Origin of the sequence: Sedimentibacter sp. LTW-03 (assembly GCF_052059825.1) — a bacterium.
Lineage (GTDB): Bacteria > Bacillota > Clostridia > Tissierellales > Sedimentibacteraceae > Sedimentibacter.
This window is the reverse complement of record NZ_CP197180.1, coordinates 1,282,711-1,304,105: the sequence shown is the minus strand read 5'-3', so window position 1 is coordinate 1,304,105 and position 21,395 is coordinate 1,282,711. Positions and strand designations below refer to the sequence as shown.

Here is a 21,395-nt window from a genome sequence, read left to right as displayed (position 1 = left end):
ATTTTGATAAGACATTTTAATTACATTAAATTAATACAGATGCTCTTAATTGTTTTTTTAACTTACTTTTGTTTTTTGCCTATTATAAGTGTAATTATATATGGGATATCAGGTGATTTGTCTTTTTTTGATCAGAAGTTAATAGACAGAGTAATAAAACTTTTAGGAAACAGTTTGTTTGTTTCTTCTGTTGTAACGGCCATTTCGGTTTTTTTTGGAATTATTATAACATTTTGTTTAAGAAGAATGCAATTTAAGGGAATAGGCATATTGAGAGTTCTTATGCTGTTACCTTTGGTGAATCCTGCTTTTGTGGGAGCAATTGCATTTATTATGCTTTTCGGAAGCAGGGGGCTAATAACTTATAAAATACTTCATTTAAGCGTAAGTCCATACGGATGGCAGGGCATTGTTATTTTGCAAGTTCTGTCTTTGGTAACATATGCCTATATTCTTATTTCTAGTTCAATTAAAAATGTAGATACAACAATTGAGCAGGCAGCCAGAAATCTTGGAGCATCTGAAAGTACCATACTATTTAAAATAACTCTCCCAATGATGATTCCTGAAATTACATCTGCAGCGTTGCTTGTTTTTTTATCTTCTATGGCTGATTTTACAACTCCTCTTATGATAGGGGGTAAATTTTCCACCCTTGCATCAGATTTGTATGTGCAGATAACAGGAGTGTACAACATGAAAAGTGCAGCAGTTTCAGGAATAATTTTGTTAATACCATGTGCTGCGGCATTTTTTGCTCAAAGGCATTTCAGCACTAGAAAAAGCTATTTTTCAGATGCATCTAATGAAAGGGATATAGTATACGAAAATGTGAGTAAACCTATAAAAATGGCGCTTATTTTCTGCACCTTGTGCTTTGTGTCATTTTTTATAATTAAATTTGGCTTCATAGTTATTGGAGCATTAACAAAAAATTGGGGATATGATTACACATTGACCTTAGACCATGTGAGAGAAGCGCTTTCTATGAACCTTCGGCCATTTGTTAACAGTGTTAAATTATCCTTTGTTACTGCTTTGACAGCATCATTTATGGGGGTTGTATTATCCTACATAATTAACAGAAAAAAAATAATAGTGCCTGTATTTGTAGATTTTATAGGCGTTTTTCCAGCTGCGGTTCCAGGTATTTTGTTTGGCATAGGCTATCTTGTGACATTCAAGTATCCCATATTCGGAATAGGAAAATATATATTACCAAACTTGTCACCGTGGATTATACTTGGTACAAGTGTTATTATATATCTTATATGTATAGCAAGATCATTAAATGTGGCAATGAAATCAGGATATGCTTTGTTGGAACACATTGACCCTGACCTAGAAGATGCTTCGTATAATCTGGGAGCGGGTAAAATAAAAACATTCAGGCTTGTGCTTATGCCTCTTCTTACGGAAGCTGTCGCTGCATCATATTTAAAAATATTTTCAAGTACAATGACAACTTTAGGTGCCATAATATTTTTAATACTTCCAAAGAACAAAGTTGCAGTACAGGTTATATTTCAATCAATAACTCATTCTGCAATAGGAGTTCCTGCTACATTGGCACTGTTGCTGTCCTTTGTTACATTGGCTTTAATGGGAGTGTTTTATGTTATTCTTAACAGAAAAAGTATTACAGATAAGTTTAAGGGGGTGATTCAGCATGAAAATTAAATTGGAGAACATATGTAAGACTTATGAAAGCACTCAGGTTGTTAAAGATGTTTCTATGGAAATTGAAGACGGAGAAATAATGGTACTACTAGGACCGTCGGGCTGCGGAAAAACAACTTTGTTACGAATGATTGCAGGTCTTATTTCAAGAACCCAAGGAAGAATACTTTTTAATGATGTTGATGTAAGTAGTTTTCCACCGCAAAAAAGAAATACGGCAATGGTTTTTCAAAACTATGCATTATTTCCTCATTTAAATGTTGAAGAGAATATATCTTTTGGATTGAAAGTTAGAAAACTTCCCACTTCTAAAATTAATGAAATGGTAGCAAAAATAATAAAAAGTGTGGAGCTGGAAGGTTTAGAAAAAAGAAAGATACAGGAACTATCAGGAGGTCAAAGACAAAGGGTGGCATTGGCTCGCGCTTTGGTAATAAAGCCTGACATACTATTATTTGATGAACCTCTATCAAATCTTGATGAAAAATTAAGAGTGTCTATGAGGCAAAGCATCAAAAAGCTGCAGCGAGAGCTGGGTATTACAAGTATCTATGTAACCCATGACCAGGAAGAGGCTATGTCCATTGCAGACCGCATTACGGTTATGAACAAAGGAGAAATACAGCAGTGCGCATCACCAAATGAAATTTACAGAAATCCTAAAAATTCCTTTGTAGCAAGTTTTGTTGGTCAGGCAAATTTATTTAACTGTCAAGTACAAAGTGATAGCGATAAGAAATATATAAATGTTCTTAACAAAAAAATAAATATTGAAAATGATATAATTGGTGAAACAGTTACTGCGATGATTCGTCCGGAACATCTTCACATAGACAAAGACGGTATTGAAGGTGTGATTGATTTTAAAGAAGAATTGGGACTTATAACCCGTTGCCAGATAAAAATTGGAGATATGAATATTTCTCTTGATGAGCTTAATGCGTCGGAACATCATACTTTAGGTGTTGGAGAAAAGATATTTGTATCCTTCGGAGAAAATGATGTGGTTATACTAAAAGAGCAGTAAATCTTTTCTACAAGCATTGTTTAGCTATAAATTTTTTGACAAAGCTATTTATATATGCTAAAATTTATATAAGAAATAAGGGGAGCCGTAACAGGCTGAGAGGAAGTATTTATACTTCGACCCTAATAACCTGATTTGGATAATGCCAACGTAGGGATAATGCATTGAGCTTAGATTAATGTGAAATATCGTGTTGGTATTTCGCATTTTTTATTTTTTATAAATTCTTTATTATAGCTTTGAGACAGATTTGTTATCATCAGGCAAAGGGGGAGCGCCCTGGGCCTGAGTCTTTAGAGTTTAAAAATAAACAGCGATGGGAGTCCGTGTACGGACTGAGAGGGAGCAATTGAGCTTCGACCGGCCTGAAATAATTTGCACAGGTTTTAAGTCGCTGTTTTGTCATGCCTAGAACCTTTCATATGTTTCAGAGAATTTTATCTTAAGAGAGGTTTAAAAAATGACAAGAAAATCTTCACTGTTCAAAACTGTAGTCCTTTCCATGCTTGTTGCAATCGGAGTAGTAATTTCACCGATTCTCAGAGTTGAAGGGCTGTGTCCTACTGCTCACCTAATAAATATTGTTTGCTCAGTATTGCTGGGGCCGTGGTATTCACTTCTTTGCGCTGTTATGATAGGAATAATACGTATGATATTTATGGGAATCCCTCCGCTTGCTCTTACAGGCGCAGTATTCGGTGCGTTTCTTTCCGGAATTTTTTATCGAATTTCAAATGGTAAAATAATATTTGCCGTTATAGGTGAAATATTTGGTACAGGTGTTATTGGGGCAATTGTCTCATATCCTGTAATGGCATTGATATGGGGCAGAACAGGCCTTACATGGATGTTTTACGTTCCTTCATTTATAACAGCTACAATAATGGGAGGTATGGCAGCATACATATTGTTGAAGGCTTTAAGTAGGAACGGAATGTTACTGAAATTTCAAAAAAGCTTAGGAGTTAATGTTTATGATAAACCAACTTTTAAAAATAAAGTTACAGATTAAAGTAGACAGTCCTCTGATACATTGTATAACAAATCCCATATCAATCAATGACTGTGCAAATATTGTCTTAGCTGCCGGATCCAAGCCCATAATGGCAGAACATCCTGATGAGGTTGAGGAAATAACGGCGTTATCACAGGCGTTAGCTGTAAACTTAGGCAACATAACAGATGTAAGGATAAAGTCTATGATGCTTTCGGGGAAAGTGGCAGCTATAAGTAAAATTCCTTCAATAATCGATGTTGTGGGAGTAGGGTGCAGCAGCTTGAGGCTTAATTATGCCAAGGAATATATATGTAAGAACAAACCATCTGCAATAAAGGGAAACATGTCAGAAATAAAATCACTTTGCAATATGGATTCGCATTCTGTGGGAATAGATGCCGGAAATGATGACGTAATAAATGCGAATACTTTAGTAAGAAATTCTGAAATTGTCAGAGAGCTGTCATTGGCCACAGGGGCGGTAGTCGTTGCTACCGGAAAAATTGATATAATAAGTGACGGAAGAAAAACATATTCAATTAAAAACGGTATTGAAATTATGTCTCATATAACCGGTACAGGATGTATGCTCAATGTTTTAATTGCAAGCTATATTTCATCCGGTAGGATATTAGAGGGTGTAATATTAGGTACGGCAGCTTTGGGAATTAGCGGCGAATTGTCCAGAGACGTAAAAGGTACCGGAAGTTTTAAAACAGCATTGTTGGATAATCTTTATACTTTGACGGATGAATCTATTAAAGAATCTATTAAATTGGAGGAAGTAACCATATGAAATTTGATACTACATTGTATTTTGTTACGGACAGCACAGGAAAAACAGAGAATGAATTTTTGAATGTTGTTGAAAAAGCCTGCAAAGGTGGGGTAACCCTTATACAGCTGAGAGAAAAAAACTTAACTGGAAGAGATTATTTGAAACTTGCATTGAATGTTAAGATTATTACAGACAAATACAATATACCTCTTATCATAGATGACAGAATTGATGTAGCAATGGCATCAGATGCTTCGGGAGTCCATGTGGGACAAAATGATATTCCCGTGAGCTATGCAAGAAAGCTAATGGGAAAAAATAAAATTATAGGTGCCACGGCCAAAACCGTAGAACAGGCACTTGTGGCATATGAACAGGGAGCAGACTATCTGGGAGTTGGAGCAATATATCCGACTACAACTAAGGTTGCTACACGTATAACAGATGTTAGCACATTGAACGATATTTGCAGAGCAGTACCTATTCCTGTTGTTGCAATTGGCGGTTTGAATATAAATAATATTGATATCCTAAAAGAAAGTCCCATAAAGGGAATTTCTGTAGTTTCAGCTGTTATGAAGTCCATAGATCCGGAAAAATCTGCTATGGATTTAAAGAAAAAAGTTGCTGATATGTTGGATAAATAGTACTTACATATTTTGTTTTGTGGCGTTAATTTAATATAGAAATATTTAAAAATTGGACATCCATTTTATCAACACGGCATTATCAATTAAGCTTGCGTCAAAGCGATAATGAGCTGTTACATCCATTGTTGTCCTATTCAGGTAATTTTCTTCACGTTTAGGCTGCCCGGAGTTATGTATAATATAAGCGTGTCCATTTTTATTGCGCTTGTCGGAAACAATGCCAATGTGTTTATTGTTTCCGAAGATTACTATATCTCCTGGCTGCCATTCTTCAATATTGTTAATATCTGTTGTTAGTGGGACGGCATATTCATCAAAAAATACGCGAAGATTTCCTACGCGGCGAAAATCGATATTGCTGTCTATTCGAGTAATATTGGTGTACGCTTCCGTCCTTTTTTGTATATCTGCATCAACCATGTCTTTCAGGGAGTATCCTGCATTTTTAAATGCCCTCCATACAACATCTGTGCACACTCCGATGTTATCGGGAGGATATCCGCCTGCATGGTAGCTTCCGTCATACTTAGGGTGATTTTCGGCATCTGCTCTGGCTCCAAGGAGAAGGTCCTCATAGTCATCTAAACCGTTTTCATTGAAGTCAATAGAGCTGATAACTGTCTCTATGCCGAAGTCCTCCGCTGTGTAAGATTTTTGCGGAATCAAGTTCCAATAATAGGCTGCAAATAGTACGGATGAAATGATCAATGAAAATATGATAATAAATAAAGTCTTATTTTTGAATTTCATAAGGCTTTCCTTTCTGTTTAAATTTAACAATTTCCTTCATAAACATAACTTAAAGCTTCTCGCGCAATATCAGCAAGCTTGTATACAGAGGATATTTTTGTAGCAGGTGCATCTTTCATTTTATAACAAGGGAAAAAACGTGATATGTGTAAAGGTATGTTTTTATCTATAGAAGCAATAAATTTAGATAAATTTCTCATTTCGTCCTCATTATCGTTTTCTCCTGGAATTATCAAAGTTGTTATTTCTATATGGCTGGTGCTTGCGGCCAATTTAATAAAGTTTTTGACAATTTCGAAGTTTCCTCCTATTTTATTATAGAAATCTTCAGTGAAACCCTTCAAATCAATATTTAATGCATCCATAAGCGGAAGAAGTTCATTTATTGGTTCTCCGAAGAAGCATCCGTTAGTTACCAATACATTTTTTAAATTGTTTTCTTTTGCTAAAATGGCACAATCTCTTACATATTCGTAGCCTACGAGAGGTTCATTGTAAGTGTAGGCAATGCCTATATTTCCTTCAGGTTTTAAATCTACAGCTGCTCTGACTAAGTCTTCAGGCTTTATAAATTGATATTTTATGTCGTTCTTTCCTGACATAGATATTTCATAATTCTGACAGAATGAACACTTCAGGTTGCAGCCGAAGCTGCCCACAGATAAAATGCTGCTGCCGGGAAAGAAATTCCTGAGTGGTTTCTTTTCTATAGGATCTAAAGCAATAGCGGAAACCATTCCGTAATTTATTGGGACAACTTCACCGTTAATATTGCTTCTGGCCTTGCATGCTCCTACTTGATTTTCATCCAGCTTGCAATGATGTGGACATATATTACATTCTACTTTGTTCATTTATGTCTAACCACCTCAAATCTTTCCATTCTATAGTTCTCATTAGAATCAATTCCTGCTTTTTTTAGAGCAATGCTTACTTGTTGCTCCGGTACATCAATTCCTTCTAAATTGGGCAGCAACAATCCACTTTTCCTGCCTTTGGATACAATGACTCCATATTTTTTAGGATCTAATTCATTCATTGAACTAATAGCTTCTTTTTCACCAAGTATGTCAACAGAATATTCAATTTTATTTAATTCCTTTTTTGTTACAGGGCTGAACCTTGGGTCTTCTAACCCTGAACTTATTGCATTCTGGATAATTTCGTTGGCTATACTATCTGTTGTGGGTATAATTGTACCTATACAGCCTCTGAGCTGCCCGTTTAACTTTAATGAAACAAATACACCAGCTTGTTTTTGAGACATTTCTACAGGCAAATCTTCAGGAATGTTAATTTTTTTTTGGTTCAATACATAGTTCTCAAGAGAGCTTCTTGCTAAACGCACATATTCATCTTCATTTGACATAATATGCTTTAAACGTTCTTCTTCTTTTTTATTAAACATATCCGCAAATCCTCTGTTCTCGTCCTCGCCTTTTATTTCAAATGATGCAACAGCATATCCGACTCCAAAGGGTCCCTCATAGGAAAGAAGTTCTGAGGATACAGCCTTTTTGTCTAATGCACCTGCCATAATAATAAAGGAACGGAGCCCGCATTCACCTGCATTTTCGCAAAATTCTTCATCAAAGGTTAAAAGACGGAGAAAATCACCTTTAGATACAGCTGATGTAACATCTTTATCAAACATTGGGCCTTCTTCCGCATATCCATATGGCCCCTCATCCTTAAGCATATGGGATAAATCGCCGCTTGCTATTATTACTGTTTTCTTGCCGGTTTCTTCTGCTGTTTTTGCTATACATTTTCCAAAGTTATAGTGTTCTACAGGAGATAAGCCTGATATTGATATGCGAACGATTTTGTAATCAGTATAGTACTTATTGATAAAATATAAAGGAATCATAGTTCCATGATCTAAGGACTTTCTTTTTTCTCCTAACGTTCCGGCAGGGATTCCTTCAATTTCTGCCGATAAAGATAAATTCTTTATAAAATCTTGGTCATATTCAGCTTCAAAGCTTATATCGGATCTTCCGAATTCTCTAAAGTCACCCTTAGCTTTATTCCCAGGGGAGACATGAATATAGTCAGAATACATTATTGAGTGAGGTGTAGTAATTACAATGGTTTCGGGTTTTATTTTGCCGATTTCTTCAGCTATTTTGTTATATGCCTTGACAGTTTTGGCAATCTTTATTTCTTGCCCGTTTCCAACCTTTGGGATAATTAACGGTGGATGTGGGACAATATATGCATTTACAATTGACATTTTATCACTCCTTTGAATTACTTATCTTTATCATATTATAACATATATTTGATAAATTAGACTCTAAAAAGTAAGATACAGAAGTATAAACAGGCATGTAGTAAATGATGATGCAAAAAAACATAACAGCTCTTTCTAAAATAGTGTCACCAAAGAAAGAGCTGTTACTAAAATATTTTAAGATTTTTTACAACTAGAAATAAATTATCAGCTTATTTTATACACATCGCTGAATAATACATGCTTTATTTTGTGAAGTTCTTTATCTGATAAATTCTGCGGATAATGCATTAGCCTCAGTGCCGGTTTGATATCTGTTTTCCTCAGCGGCGGTTGTACATATTCAATATTGCTTAACGTAAATCCCAAGCGTTTGTAAAATTCTATCCTGCGCTTTGCAATAGGAGTATTATTAGCTTCAACTTCTATAACAACCGGGCCTTTTACAGATTTTAAATAGTTGTGCATTATTTTAGTTCCCATTCCACTTCCCCTTAAATCAGGGGTTACACAAAAATGCTCAATGTAATGAACATACTTAAAAATCCATTCTGCAATAAATGCCTGTACTTCATTGTCTGAGCGAAGAGCCATGACCTTATAATTTTGTTTGTTAAACAAGTCAAGTTCACCGTCAAAGCTACGATATTCCTCAGATGGAAAGGATTCCTGCATTAATCGGTATACATCGTAGAATTCTTTAGGTTTTACTATTTCCATACTTTCTCACCTCTTTCTCATTTAACTAATTGTCATTCAGATGAGGAGGTTGTTAAAAGCATTGCTTATTATGCTGTATTGAAAGAATTGATTTTAAATATTTGTTATATAAAAGGATATGTGTATGCAATTACATTTGAAATGAAAATGTAACTAATTATAATTTTTATGGATTGTATTAAAGATTTACAAAGTGTAGTTCGGATTATCATTAGCAAGAACTGCATAAAGATTATAAATACAATTTTTAAATCGGTATTTTTAGAAAAAACCGGATATGAAATAATATTTATTAAGCTGAAAGCTTTTGGCACGCTAAAATCGCACCTCTCATCTGACAACTATATCTATATATTAATATAAATTTTATCAATTGTCAATACAGGCAGCACATTTGGGACTTTCCACTGCAAAAATAAAGTCCCATTATGTTTATGTGCCAAAAGCTTAAATTTTATTTTATTTCATATATTTTTTGAAGTGAATAAATCGATAAATTTCCGTTGCAGGCATAAGCTACAGTGCACACTATAACAAAGTAAGGCAGATATTCATAGCCAAAGACTTCTGCACCAATTATCATTGGAGCAATCAGTGTGTTAGTAGCGCCGGCAAATACTGCGGAATATCCTAATGCTGCAGCGAAATACACTGGCACATTAAGTATAGAAGCTAAGACTACGCCAAGAGGTGCTCCTATGGAAAACAGTGGAGTAACCTCGCCGCCCTGAAAACCTGCAGCTAAAGTAACTACTGTAAATACTAGCTTCAATGCAAAGTCCCAAGCATATATGCCATTATCGAAGCTCATGGAAATCAAGTTTGTTCCAAGTCCAGAATATCTACCGTTCCATAATAACAGTGAAAAACAGCTCACTGCAACTCCAATAACGAAAATTCGTATAAGCGGATTTTTCATGCGATCGGCAAAAATCTCTTTAAGTTTATGTAAGTACATTGTAAATAGCCTACCAGTAATTCCAAAAGAAATTCCAAGCGCAATAAGCTTCAGCGCTAACAATAGTGAAAAAGTAACATTATCCGATAGCATAAAATAAAACTTTTCCAAGCCGCATATATTTGCAGTAAAGCTTGCAGTAAAAGAAGCTGCTAGCGCAGGAAGCATTGCTTTATTTTCCAAGACACCTGCCGTAAGCACCTCCACAGCAAAGAAAGCTGCTGCAATTGGTGTCCTAAACAGGCCTCCGAAACCTGCGGACATACCTACAATCAATAGTAATTTTCTATCAACATTGGTTAAAATTCGTCTGCCTGCTTCGTAAGATAGTGCTCCACCAACCTGTATGGCAACGCCTTCTCTTCCTGCACTTCCTCCGAACAAATGTGTAAGCCAGGTTCCTACGATGGAAAAGGGGATTAGCCTAAGAGGTATATTGTCACTTGTGCCATGACCTGCCTCAAATATTAAGCTCATGCCCTTTGCGCTGTTTTTGCCGAATTCTTTGTAGCACCAAACAATTAAAATACCGATTATTCCTAGAAACGGAATTAGTTGATAGGGGTGTTCCATCCTAACATTCGTAATCCATATGAGTATACGCCCAAATAAAGCATCAACCAAGCCTACAGCAATTCCCACAGGTATAGCAAATAGCGTAAGCAATACTATATCACTATAATCATTATAACTTTTTGGTGAAATTCTCAATTTAATGTCCTCCAATTATGTTTTATTGTACAGATGTGTTCCAATTATTTTAAATAAATTAAAAACAAAAACTGATGCATCTGTAAAATTACAGAAGTCATCAGCTTAAAAGCGGTTCAGGTTAAAACCTTGGGAGAACATCATTCCCAGCATAAACATAGTAATAGAATTTCATAAAATTTATTATACATTCCTATAAATTATCTTTCAACTGTAAATATATGGATATAAAAAGACGAATAAGCTTTTAGATTATTGTAGAAATACAAATTGGTATTAAATCTATTATTAAGTATAATTTTATTTTATATTAAATAAGTTAATTAAAATTAAAGGTTATTGGACAAGGGAGTGTGTCAATGTGTATAATATGTAAAGGTTTACAGAAAACAAATGAAAGCTGGTGTGCTATTGAAAAGGGACAAGAAAATAGTGCTTGTGTCACACTGTATATTAAATGTTAATGCTAAGGTTTATGGTATTGCTACGGAATCTGCCGGATGCAGTAAAATAGTTTCCGAGCTTTTGAATAAAGGGTATGGAATTATACAGCTACCTTGCGTTGAGCAAAGCTGTTTTGGAATTAGACGTTGGGGACAGGTAAAGGAACAGATGAATTTTCCGGGATTTAGGTCAAAATGTTATGAACTGCTGAATCCTGTTATTGAGCAGGTATCAGATTTTTATAATAACGGATATAACATAGCCGCAGTAATTGGCTTGGATGGAAGTCCTGCATGTGGCGTTAACTATACCTGTACTGGTAATTGGGGCGGTGAAATAGGAGATGGATATGGTTTGCAATCCAAAATTCGTTCTTTGGATAAGCTGCCGGAATATGGTGTCATGATGGAAGTGCTGGCTGAAATGTTAGATGACGCCGGAATAGTTACAAAATTTCTGTCAGTAGACGAAAGCAACCCTGAAGCATCTTTACAGAATCTTATTTCTGAATTAATAGAATAATTTTAAAACCTCAGAGGTTTTAATTATTATAAAATAACACTAGGAGAGGCATAAAGTGAAAAAAACATTTAAACTTTTTTTAACAGTTATGGTAATTGTGTTGTCTTTATTTGCGCTGACAGCTTGTGGCACAGATGCAAAAAATGAAGTAAACAATGAAGTAAACAATGATTTGGAAAATAATGAGGCGGCTGATACTTCACTGCAGTCGATAATCGACAGCAAGGTTTTGCGTGTCGGAATGTGTCCGGAATATCCACCCTTTGAAAGCATAAACGAAAATAATGAAATTGTAGGTTTTGATCCGAGCCTTGCAGCTGCAATTGCGGATGAAATAGGGGTTAAGGCTGAATTTGTTAATACTCCATGGGAAGGATTAATTGCAGGAGTAAACAATGGAGATTTTGACATTATAATGTCAGCCATGTCACCGGAAGAAGCAACCTCTGCAACGGATGCGGTTGAACTTAGTGATAATTACTATACACTGGCTGATGTAATAGTAGTTAAGTCCGAAAATGATGAAATTAATAGTAAGGAAGATCTGGCAGGTAAAATAATTGGAATTCAAGACGCGTCATCTGCGGCGCAGGCAGCTGAAAAATTACCTGAAATGGGTATTGAAGTGGCTGAAATTAAGCATTACAACAGAAATGCAGATGCCTATGCAGAGCTTGTAAACGGTAGAATAGACGCAATTGTAGTCGGCGTAACTTATGCTAATGAGCAGGCTAAAAATAATCCGGAGTTCAAGGTCGTGAATGATCCGATTCAGGAGATTGGTATAGCAGTTGTGGCTAAAGATGGATCAGAGGCATTGATTGAAAAGATAGAAGAAGTTATAAGTAAATTAAAAGAAAACGGAACATATGACAATATAGCTGTAGAGTGGCTTGCTGTTGAGTAATATAACGTGAATTTTATAAGCTAACTGCTTAAGCAGTTGGCTTATAGTTTTTAAGGAGTTTATATGCGAAATTTAGATTTTACGGTGATAAAACCTTTTGTGCATCTGTTACCTTCTGCTGTTGCCATTACATTGAAGGTTGGCATAGGTGCATTTTTTTTGACATTGATAATAGCCATAGTTGTGGGAAGCATGCGAACTAGAAAGTTGTACAAGCCTATTCGCTTTCTGCTGGCGGCATACGTTGAATTTTTTAGGGGAACTCCATTACTTATACAGCTTTTTGTTGTATATTACGGTCTGCCGTCTTTTGGAATAAAAATAGGAACTATTCCTGCTTCGATTCTCACCATGGGGCTAAACAGCGGCGCATACTTATCCGAGGTGGTCAGGGCATCAATTCTGTCAATCGACAAAGGACAGTACGAAGCGGCAGCAATGCTTGGGTACAGCAATATTCAAACTACGGTTCACATTATTCTGCCGCAGGCACTTAGAATAGCAGTACCATCATTTATGAACGGTTTTTCATCAATAATAAAGGAAACTTCAATTACGTCAGTGCTGCCTATTGTTGAGCTTACAAAGCTGGGGAATCAAATCTATGCAAAAACATACCATCCTTTTGAAATATATATTACTATGGCAGTTATTTATTTTGCTATGACTTATTTTGTAACCTTTTTTGCTAAATGGCTGGAAAGGAGGTTGTCAGTATGGGTAAAAAAATAATAGAAGTTGGTAATTTATCTAAGAGTTACGGAGATACGCAGGTTCTTAAATCATTGAACATGCAGATTGAAACAGGTGAGGTTGTGGCAATAATAGGGTCAAGCGGCAGCGGTAAAAGTACATTAGTGCGTTGTATCGCAGGATTGGAAAAGATTGACGGAGGGGAAATCCTGCTTGGAGGGCAAAGAATAAGCGGAACAAAAAGCACCAACGGTAAAGTAGGAATGGTCTTTCAGAATTTTAATCTGTTTCCTCACTACAGGGTTGGTGAAAATGTGAGTATGCCTCTTAAAACTGTTTTAAAGTACAGTAATGCGGAAGCGGAAGAAAAAAGCAGAATGATGCTTGACAGAGTACACATGTTAGATAAGCTTAAGCAGTATCCCAATAATTTATCAGGGGGTCAGCAGCAAAGAGTTGCAATTGCCAGGGCATTAGCATTAGGACCAGAAGTCATGATTTTCGATGAACCTACTTCGTCATTGGATCCGGAACTTTCGCATGAAGTTTTTGAGACAATAAGCGATTTAGCAAAGGAAGGGCAGACAATGCTTATTGTAACGCATCAAATTAATGCAGTCAGACGTTTTGCAACAAGAATAGTGTTTTTGAGTAAGGGTAAAATTGAAGTGGAGGGAACGCCGGACTATATTTTCAACCAATCAGAAAACTATGATTTAAAGCATTTTCTTAAGCAGGTTTCTTTTGAGGATATATAGTATTAAAATGAAAAACCGGTTTTAACCTTTTGAGGCTAAACCGGTTTATTCCTGCAGCAAATTTTTATTAAGTAAAGTTAAAAAAATAAAGTACTATTTTTAGCATAAACATGATATTATTTTCAGAGTAAGTTCAGTAGTTCATACAGGACGTAAATATGGTTGGAAAATACCGTTATTAATATATATGGAGGAGAATATCGTGAATACTTACAACATTGAAGTTTCGGGAGTAAAAAGGGAACTTAACATAGTTCAAATAAATGATAAATTAAGTATAGCCAGTTTTGTTATTTTGGGCGATACAGAAGTAGTGTGCGCCGCAGCTAAGGATATAGTAAAAAAGCTGCCTCCGGTTGATTATCTTGTGACAGCCGAAGCTAAAGGGATTCCTTTAACGTTTGAAATATCAAGATTATTAAATATGAAAAAATACATCGTAGTGCGTAAGAGCGTAAAGCCTTATATGAACGAGCCCATTATTGACGAAGTAGTTTCTATAACAACCCAGAAAAAGCAGGAGCTGGTATTAGATGAAAAAGACGCTGCTGAAATAAAAGGCAAAAGGGTTGCAATAATAGATGATGTTATCAGTACTGGGGAATCAATAGCAGCAATTGAAAGGCTAGTTAATTCCGTAGGTGGTATTGTAACGGCGAAAGCGGCCATACTTGCGGAAGGAGATGCCTCAAAGCGAGATGATATTGTTTTTTTGGAGGCGTTGCCTGTTTTTAATAGATGATTAATATTGACCAGCCTTTCGATGGGAAATAAGCACGAGAGGCCGGCTGATATTTAGCTAGTTTTTCCGATAATAAGATTTACTTTTGCAGAAAATTCTTCCCATTCCTTTTTTTTATTGTACAAATAAATTCTGCCTTTCTTCGTTATTTTATAGTATCTTCTTATTCGTTTGTTTTCCATGGCATAGATTGAGGATTTTATTAGTTCCTCATTTTCCATGGCATGCAAAATAGGATATAGGGTTCCTTCCTTCAGAACAAACGTACCGTAGGATTTAGCTTCAAGTTCTCTGATAATTTCATATCCATATCTGCTTCCAGATTCTATAATTGCCAGAACGAGCATTCTGGTATTGCCTCTTATGAGGCTGTTGTCTATTTTCATAAAGTATCCTCCAATACATATGTAATCTATGCTTACATAATACATAGTTTACATATGTATGTCAATAGACTAAATATACTTTGTTTCTGTAGAAAACGTATTCTAACTTTATTAACTTACAATAATCACTATGATTAGTTTGATTTTAATCGTTACCATTATTTTGCTTGAATTCCAAACGTTATTTTGATATATTTTTATCAAACATATTTAGCTATTTTAAAGGGGAGAATCATATGAATGAAAAAACAAGAGAATTCATTGATGGTGTTTTAACAAAGTATTGCTGTGATAAAAAAGAAATCATCAACATTATTCAAGAGGTTCAAAATGAATATAATTATTTGCCTGAGGATGTGCTGGTTTATATAGCGAAAAATCTAGATGTAAGCCAATCTAAAGTCTATGGTGTTGCTACATTTTATGAAAATTTCTCTCTTGATGCAAAGGGTAAAAACATTATTAAAATTTGTGACGGAACGGCATGCCATGTCAGAAAATCTGTTCCTATCTTGAATGCGGTGAACAAAGAATTGGGATTATCTGAAAAAAAGAAAACGACGGATGATATGATGTTTACGGTTGAAACTGTATCCTGTCTTGGAGCCTGCGGCCTTGCACCGGTAATGACAGTTAATGGTAACGTACATCCAAAAATGACGCCGGAATCAGCGGTAGAACTGATCAGAAACATTAGAAAGGGGAGTTTGTAAATGTTTATCAAGACGTACGCAGATTTGGAAGCATATGAAGAAATTTTTAAAAAATCTTTATCGAAGCAAAGAATAAAAGTACTGGTATGCGGAGGAACAGGCTGTGTAGCCGGCGGATCCATAGATATTTATAATGAACTGACAAGACTAGTAAATGAAAATGGTAATTTGGCAAGCGTAGATCTTGTAAAAGAGGACGAAGGCATAAGTGTTAAAAAAAGCGGATGCCATGGATTTTGTGAAGCGGGGCCTCTTGTAAGAATTGAGCCGTATAATTATCTGTATTTGAGAGTAAAAACGGAGGATTGTAAAGATATATTTGATGAGACTATCGTTAAGGGAAAGCCTGTTGAAAGATTGATGCATCATGAAAATGGGAGACTGTATAAAACGCAGGAGGACATACCTTTTTATCATAAACAGACAAGACTTGTATTGGAAAATTGCGGTCATATGGATGCTGAGAATATTCAGGAGTGCATAGGAAGAGGCGGATATAAGTCATTGATACAAATTTTCAGCTCAATGCAGCCCAAGGACGTATGCAAAACGATTCAGGATTCCGGGCTCAGAGGACGAGGAGGCGGAGGCTATCCAGTTGGTAAAAAGTGGAGCCAGGTTTTATCACAGGCAAATCCCGTTAAGTATGTAGTCTGCAACGGTGATGAAGGTGACCCAGGGGCTTTCATGGATCGAAGCATAATGGAGGGTGATCCTCACAAAATTATTGAGGGGATGATAATTGCCGGATATGCTGCAGGAGCGCATACAGGATATATTTATGTGAGAGCCGAATATCCTCTTGCAGTTGAAAGGCTTAAAACTGCTATTGAGCAAGCTGAGAAATACGGATTGCTAGGTAAAAACATTTTAAGTTCAGGATTTGATTTTGATCTTCATATTAATAAGGGTGCCGGAGCATTTGTGTGCGGAGAAGGAAGTGCTCTTACAGCATCTATAGAAGGAGAGCGTGGGATGCCGAGAGTTAAGCCTCCTAGGACTGTTGAGCACGGTCTGTTTTCATGTCCAACTGTATTGAATAACGTTGAAACATTTGCAAATGTCCCCTTCATTATTAGCAAGGGTGTTGATGAGTACAGAAAATACGGAACCAAGAACAGTCCCGGAACAAAGGCGTTTGCACTTACAGGTAATGTTGTCAACACGGGACTTATAGAGGTCCCAATGGGAACAACGCTTAGAGAGGTAGTATTTGATATAGGAGGAGGTATTCCTGATGGCAAAAGGTTTAAGGCTGTACAAATCGGCGGACCTTCAGGAGGATGCCTAACCTTTGATGAAAGTCATCTCGATATGTCTTTAAGCTTTGACTCGTTGAAAAAAGCGGGAGCAATGATAGGTTCCGGCGGTTTGGTTGTTATGAATGAGGATACTTGTATGGTTGAGGTTGCAAGATTTTTTATGAGTTTTACACAGCGTGAATCCTGCGGTAAATGTATACCCTGCAGGGAAGGAACTAAAAGAATGCTGGAAATACTTGAAAAAATAATTTCAGGAAGAGGAACATTGGAAGATTTAGAATTATTAAAGGAAATTGCAGACACAGTTAAGCATACTGCGCTGTGCGGCCTTGGAAAAACAGCTGCAAACCCTGTGCTCAGTACACTGGAGTATTTTTATGATGAATATCGGTCGCACGTAGTGGACAAGATATGCCCTTCTAAGCAGTGCAAGAAATTAATGACTATTGAAATAGATTCGAATTTATGCAGGGGATGTTCAAAATGTGCCAGAAACTGTCCGGTTAATGCAATAAGCGGAAAAATCAAAGAAACATTTACAATAGATGCTAAAAAATGTATTAAGTGCGGGGCCTGCATAGAGTCGTGTGCATTTAAAGCAATCAAGGAGGTATAGCTATGGGCGGAATAATGATTATCGACGGAAGAAAAGTGACGTATACTAATCAAAAAAATATTTTGAGTGTAATAAGAGATTCAGGAATTGATTTGCCTACCTTTTGCTATCATTCGGAACTGAGTATATACGGTGCCTGCAGGATGTGCTCTGTTGAAACGTCCAAGGGTGAAATAATAGCATCTTGCTCAGAGCCTCCGAAGGACGGTATGGAAATATATACGAATTCTCCTAGAATACGCAGGTACAGAAAAATGATTTTAGAGCTTTTGCTTTCCAATCATGATAAGGACTGTACAACCTGTGAGCGTACAGGTAAATGCCAGCTTCAAAAATTGTCCAAAAGGTATGGGATGAATCGAAACAGATTCAAGCAACTGTCACAAAATAATCATATAGATAATTCCAGCCCAAGCATTGTAAGAAATCCTAACAAATGCATTAAATGCGGCGATTGCGTGATGGTATGCGAGGAAATTCAGGGGATAGGTGCGCTTGGCTTTGTAAATAGAGGTTCGGATGTAATTATACAGCCTGCATTTAATAAAAAACTTGCGGAGACTAACTGTGTAAACTGCGGACAATGCCGTATCGTTTGTCCTACGGGAGCTATTACAATAAAAAATGAAACAGAAAAATTATGGGATGCTCTGTATGATAAATGTAAAAGAGTCATAGTGCAGATTGCGCCGGCTGTAAGAGTTGCATTAAGTGAAGAATTTGGTCAGAAACCAGGGCATGTATCTACAGGCAAAATTGTAGCACTTCTTAAAAAGCTCGGAGCAGAAGAGGTTTTTGACACCACATTGTCAGCGGATTTAACGGTTATTGAAGAAAGCAACGAATTTCTCGAGAGATATTCAAAAGGGGAAAATCTGCCTCTATTTACTTCCTGCTGTCCCGGGTGGGTAAAATTTGCGGAAAACAGGTATCCAGAGCTTAAAAATAATATTTCCAGCTGTAAATCGCCTCAGCAAATGTTTGGAACTGTTCTTAGGGAATATTACAAATCTAAAGATGCAGAGGATGGTAGAGATACGTTTATTGTATCCATTATGCCGTGTACAGCAAAAAAAGCAGAAGCTGCAAGGCCTGAGTTTTCCCACGACGGTGTTAGGGAGGTTGATCTTGTCATAACAACTCAAGAGCTTGCAATAATGATAAAAGAAATCGGCATTAAGTTTGATGAAATAGAGGAAGAGGCAATGGATATGCCTTTTGGAACAGGCTCTGGTGCAGGAGTTATTTTTGGAACTACAGGGGGTGTAACCGAAGCAGTGTTGCGCAAAGTGCTGAAAAATAAATTCGGCAAAGAAGATTGTGAAATTATTTATGGCAGTGTGCGTGGGCTTGAATCTGTTAAGGAGGCAAATGTAACTGTTGATGGAAACGAGTTTAGTATAGCCGTGGTACATGGATTGAAAAATGCCGACAATCTAATCAAGCAGATTAAAAGCGGTGAAAAACAGTATGATTTGATTGAGATAATGGCTTGCAACGGAGGCTGCATTGCAGGAGGAGGTCAACCTACTCCAAAACTTATAACCAGAGAAACAAGGATTTTGAGAGCTAAAGGTCTCTATAGCATTGATAAAACTAATCTTATTAAAAATTCTGAGGACAATTATATTGCTAAAAATATTTTTGATACTGTTATGAAGGATAAAAGACATATGCTTCACGTAAATAATCACAATTAAAGTATTCCTGCAATAGGCTGATTTTGCAACAAGGTTTTATAAAAAGCGCATTCGGAAGTAGATGCTGATATGGATTAGTTCTTCAAGAAAATAAAAAACGCTGCGGATTGCTAGATGTCCGCAACGTTTTTATTTTACTCTATGTTTTAAGATTTTATTTAGTTATTATTTGACTTGATTTCTGTTATGTCAGGCTTAACAAGCATCGAGTAGTTTGTATCATAAATTACAAAACCCGGTTTTGCATTTGGCGGTTTTTTTACATTTGATTTCTTTGTGTAGTCAATCTCCACGGCTCCGGAGTTTCTTCCTTTGCTATAATAGGCAGCAATTTGGGCAGCTTCAACATATTCGTTGTCAGTAAGCTCGTCTCCATTTGTTTTTATTATTACATGAGAACCGGGCATGTTTTTGGCATGGAACCAGTAATCATCTTTTTTACCTACTTTGAAAGTAAGGGTGTCATTTTGAATGTTGTTTTTTCCAACCAAAATTTCATGTCCGCCTGACGATATATACGCAGTAAATTCAGGTTTATATTCTTTTTGCTTTTTTACTTTTGATTTCTTTTTCATTATTCCTTCAGCAATTAATTCATTATATATCTCATCCAAATCATCGGTTGTTTCGCACGATTCTATGGAATAAAGAATATTTTCAAGGTATCGAATTTCGTTTAAGGATGATTCTATCAGCTTTTGAAGCTCTTCTACAGCATGTTTAAGCTTATTGTAACGCTTGAAAAACTTTTGGCTGTTCATAGATAAATTAAGTTTTGGGTCCAATGGGATAGTAATTTCTCTTTGTTCCGGGTCGTAATAATTTATAACGGTAAGCTTGTTTTTTTCGGGTTTTCTGTGCAGATTTGCCAGTATCAGCTCTCCGTATATTTTATATTTTTCACGATCTTCAGCATTTAATAATTCATTTCTTTGTTTTTCAACCTTTTTTTTGATTCTGTCTATTTTTGTATTCATGCTTTTAATCAAGCTTGAAACTCGCTGGTTAATTTTGTTCTTGTTGTCCTTCTCATAGAAATAGTCGTCCAAAAGGTTTCCGGGATTATCGTAATGCTTTTTATCGCAAGATTTTAAATACTCAACATCCAAGCAATAAAAATAAGTTTGGTTTAAAGACTTATCTAAATAAATGTTAAATGAGAAGTTGTTCGACTTAACTTTGTTTATGATAAAATTAAAAGCATTCCACAGATTTCTTTTCTGATCTGAAGTAAGTTCGCCAATGTAAGTACTTTCATTTAAATTTGCCAAATGACAAACTTCTCTGCTAATGAACGGACTGAGTCCTATAAATGTTTTATAGAAAAAATTATAGATTAACAAACCTGAATTTGATTCGTTCAGCGCATCAGCAAAAGTATCTTCTGAAATTTCCAGGGTAGGTTTTTTATCCTGTTCGGGCGGTATAACGTACTTTATTCCCGGATATATCTGGCGTACCGAGCTTACATTTTCTGCAACTCTTTTTATTGAATCGATTATTAGGGAAGTATCAGAATTTATAAAAATAATATTGCTGTGCTTGCCCATTATTTCAATTATTAAGGATTTATGTACTGTTGTATCAAGTTCATCCTTGCATTCAAAGGTAAGTTCAAGTATTCGGTCAAAATTTATCTGATGCACATTGGTTATGCGGGCTCCAATGAGATGCTTTCTCAATAGCATGCAAAACATTGGAGGCTGGTCAGGATTTTTCCTCGTTATATTAGTAATATGCAGGCGAGGGTTGCTGCTTGCCGATGTCATCAGAAGCTTGTAATTTTCACCGTTGTTTCTTATGTGTATAACTATTTCATTTTTATCAGGCTGGTAGATTTTATCTACACGCCCTCCTATTAGTTTTTTATATAAATCATTTTTTATGCTGTTTAAAAAAATTCCGTCCAGTGACATTTAAAAACCTCCGTTCTATTGTATATTGTACCTTAAAAAACTTTTTATGTCATTGAAATATTTTATTTTTTGTTTACTATTTGATTTTTAATGTTATAATAAATATCATATATTCCAGTTATTTGAAAAACTGCGGCGTATGTTTTAATAAAAGATAATAAATCTTTTGATTTTGCATCATATTGATAAAGTTATTTAATAAAACAGCACATTAAGAAAAAAATTTTGG

20 protein-coding genes and 2 riboswitches are annotated in these 21,395 nt (G+C 35.9%); of the genes, 13 read left to right on the top strand and 7 right to left on the bottom strand.

Annotation, left to right across the window (positions count from 1 at the left end; genetic code table 11):
- The first annotated feature begins 3 nt into the window (after positions 1–3).
- The 5 genes from ACS3UD_RS06540 (at position 4) to thiE (ending at position 5,129) form a co-directional block, all read left to right on the top strand.
- Entirely contained in the window at positions 4–1,680 is a 1,677-nt protein-coding gene (locus ACS3UD_RS06540; protein WP_440977745.1) for an ABC transporter permease, read from the top strand.
- Positions 1,670–2,707: an ABC transporter ATP-binding protein gene (locus ACS3UD_RS06535; RefSeq protein ID WP_308137248.1), complete on the top strand. Its 1,038-nt coding sequence runs from the start codon at positions 1,670–1,672 to the stop codon at positions 2,705–2,707. The genes ACS3UD_RS06540 and ACS3UD_RS06535 overlap by 11 nt, the downstream gene beginning before the upstream one ends.
- 68 nt (positions 2,708–2,775) lie before the next feature.
- A riboswitch (TPP riboswitch) is annotated at positions 2,776–2,881 on the top strand.
- Between the two features lie 286 nt (positions 2,882–3,167).
- A complete protein-coding gene (thiW, locus tag ACS3UD_RS06530; protein WP_308137249.1) occupies positions 3,168–3,719 on the top strand; it encodes an energy coupling factor transporter S component ThiW in 552 nt (183 codons plus the stop codon).
- Positions 3,682–4,500, top strand: coding sequence for a hydroxyethylthiazole kinase (thiM, locus tag ACS3UD_RS06525; RefSeq protein ID WP_308137250.1), 819 nt, complete (start codon positions 3,682–3,684; stop codon positions 4,498–4,500). The genes thiW and thiM overlap by 38 nt, the downstream gene beginning before the upstream one ends.
- The gene (gene thiE, locus ACS3UD_RS06520) at positions 4,497–5,129 is read left to right on the top strand and encodes a thiamine phosphate synthase (RefSeq protein ID WP_308137251.1); all 633 of its coding nucleotides are present in this window, start codon (positions 4,497–4,499) and stop codon (positions 5,127–5,129) included. The genes thiM and thiE overlap by 4 nt, the downstream gene beginning before the upstream one ends.
- 45 nt (positions 5,130–5,174) lie before the next feature.
- Here thiE and ACS3UD_RS06515 read toward each other — a convergent pair whose 3' ends face one another.
- The 5 genes from ACS3UD_RS06515 to ACS3UD_RS06495 form a co-directional block, all read right to left on the bottom strand.
- On the bottom strand, positions 5,175–5,882 hold the full coding sequence (locus ACS3UD_RS06515; RefSeq protein WP_308137252.1) for a DUF1287 domain-containing protein: 708 nt from the start codon (positions 5,880–5,882) through the stop codon (positions 5,175–5,177).
- 23 nt (positions 5,883–5,905) lie between these two features.
- On the bottom strand, positions 5,906–6,736 hold the full coding sequence (gene amrS / locus ACS3UD_RS06510) for an AmmeMemoRadiSam system radical SAM enzyme (protein ID WP_308137253.1): 831 nt from the start codon (positions 6,734–6,736) through the stop codon (positions 5,906–5,908).
- Complete coding sequence (gene amrA, locus ACS3UD_RS06505; RefSeq protein WP_308137254.1) at positions 6,733–8,118, bottom strand: AmmeMemoRadiSam system protein A; 1,386 nt, start codon at positions 8,116–8,118, stop codon at positions 6,733–6,735. The genes amrS and amrA overlap by 4 nt, the downstream gene beginning before the upstream one ends.
- Before the next feature lie 207 nt (positions 8,119–8,325).
- Positions 8,326–8,838: a GNAT family N-acetyltransferase gene (locus ACS3UD_RS06500; protein WP_308137255.1), complete on the bottom strand. Its 513-nt coding sequence runs from the start codon at positions 8,836–8,838 to the stop codon at positions 8,326–8,328.
- 454 nt (positions 8,839–9,292) lie between these two features.
- Positions 9,293–10,501, bottom strand: a complete 1,209-nt coding sequence (locus ACS3UD_RS06495) for a chloride channel protein (RefSeq protein ID WP_308140109.1) — start codon at positions 10,499–10,501, stop codon at positions 9,293–9,295.
- Positions 10,502–10,591: 90 nt separating this feature from the next.
- A riboswitch (Fluoride riboswitch) is annotated at positions 10,592–10,664 on the bottom strand.
- 254 nt (positions 10,665–10,918) lie between these two features.
- On the opposite strand from ACS3UD_RS06495, the gene ACS3UD_RS06490 reads away from it, so the two are divergent.
- The 5 genes from ACS3UD_RS06490 (at position 10,919) to ACS3UD_RS06470 (ending at position 14,573) form a co-directional block, all read left to right on the top strand.
- On the top strand, positions 10,919–11,473 hold the full coding sequence (locus ACS3UD_RS06490) for a CD3072 family TudS-related putative desulfidase (RefSeq protein ID WP_308137256.1): 555 nt from the start codon (positions 10,919–10,921) through the stop codon (positions 11,471–11,473).
- 55 nt (positions 11,474–11,528) lie between these two features.
- Positions 11,529–12,380 (top strand): ABC transporter substrate-binding protein, encoded by an 852-nt coding sequence (locus ACS3UD_RS06485; RefSeq protein ID WP_440977744.1) that lies wholly within the window; start codon positions 11,529–11,531, stop codon positions 12,378–12,380.
- Between the two features lie 63 nt (positions 12,381–12,443).
- Positions 12,444–13,112 carry an amino acid ABC transporter permease gene (locus tag ACS3UD_RS06480; RefSeq protein WP_308137258.1) on the top strand — a complete coding sequence of 223 codons (669 nt, stop codon included), beginning with the start codon at positions 12,444–12,446 and terminating at the stop codon, positions 13,110–13,112.
- The gene (locus tag ACS3UD_RS06475) at positions 13,097–13,831 is read left to right on the top strand and encodes an amino acid ABC transporter ATP-binding protein (protein ID WP_308137259.1); all 735 of its coding nucleotides are present in this window, start codon (positions 13,097–13,099) and stop codon (positions 13,829–13,831) included. Before ACS3UD_RS06480 ends, ACS3UD_RS06475 begins: the two co-directional genes overlap by 16 nt.
- Positions 13,832–14,018: 187 nt before the next feature.
- A complete protein-coding gene (locus tag ACS3UD_RS06470; RefSeq protein ID WP_374049880.1) occupies positions 14,019–14,573 on the top strand; it encodes a phosphoribosyltransferase family protein in 555 nt (184 codons plus the stop codon).
- A gap of 53 nt (positions 14,574–14,626) precedes the next feature.
- Here ACS3UD_RS06470 and ACS3UD_RS06465 read toward each other — a convergent pair whose 3' ends face one another.
- The gene (locus ACS3UD_RS06465) at positions 14,627–14,959 is read right to left on the bottom strand and encodes a PadR family transcriptional regulator (RefSeq protein WP_308137260.1); all 333 of its coding nucleotides are present in this window, start codon (positions 14,957–14,959) and stop codon (positions 14,627–14,629) included.
- 236 nt (positions 14,960–15,195) lie between these two features.
- Here ACS3UD_RS06465 and ACS3UD_RS06460 point away from each other — a divergent pair, with 236 nt between their 5' ends.
- The 3 genes from ACS3UD_RS06460 to ACS3UD_RS06450 are packed head-to-tail and all read left to right on the top strand — an operon-like array spanning position 15,196 to position 19,250.
- Positions 15,196–15,672, top strand: coding sequence for an NADH-quinone oxidoreductase subunit NuoE family protein (locus ACS3UD_RS06460; RefSeq protein ID WP_308137261.1), 477 nt, complete (start codon positions 15,196–15,198; stop codon positions 15,670–15,672).
- Positions 15,673–17,550, top strand: a complete 1,878-nt coding sequence (locus ACS3UD_RS06455) for an NADH-quinone oxidoreductase subunit NuoF (RefSeq protein WP_308137262.1) — start codon at positions 15,673–15,675, stop codon at positions 17,548–17,550.
- 2 nt (positions 17,551–17,552) lie between these two features.
- Positions 17,553–19,250 (top strand): [FeFe] hydrogenase, group A, encoded by a 1,698-nt coding sequence (locus ACS3UD_RS06450; RefSeq protein WP_308137263.1) that lies wholly within the window; start codon positions 17,553–17,555, stop codon positions 19,248–19,250.
- 158 nt (positions 19,251–19,408) lie between these two features.
- Here the strand turns inward: ACS3UD_RS06450 and ACS3UD_RS06445 are convergent, their stop codons facing one another.
- Positions 19,409–21,166 (bottom strand): Rqc2 family fibronectin-binding protein, encoded by a 1,758-nt coding sequence (locus ACS3UD_RS06445; protein ID WP_308137264.1) that lies wholly within the window; start codon positions 21,164–21,166, stop codon positions 19,409–19,411.
- Between the last annotated feature and the right edge of the window lie 229 nt (positions 21,167–21,395).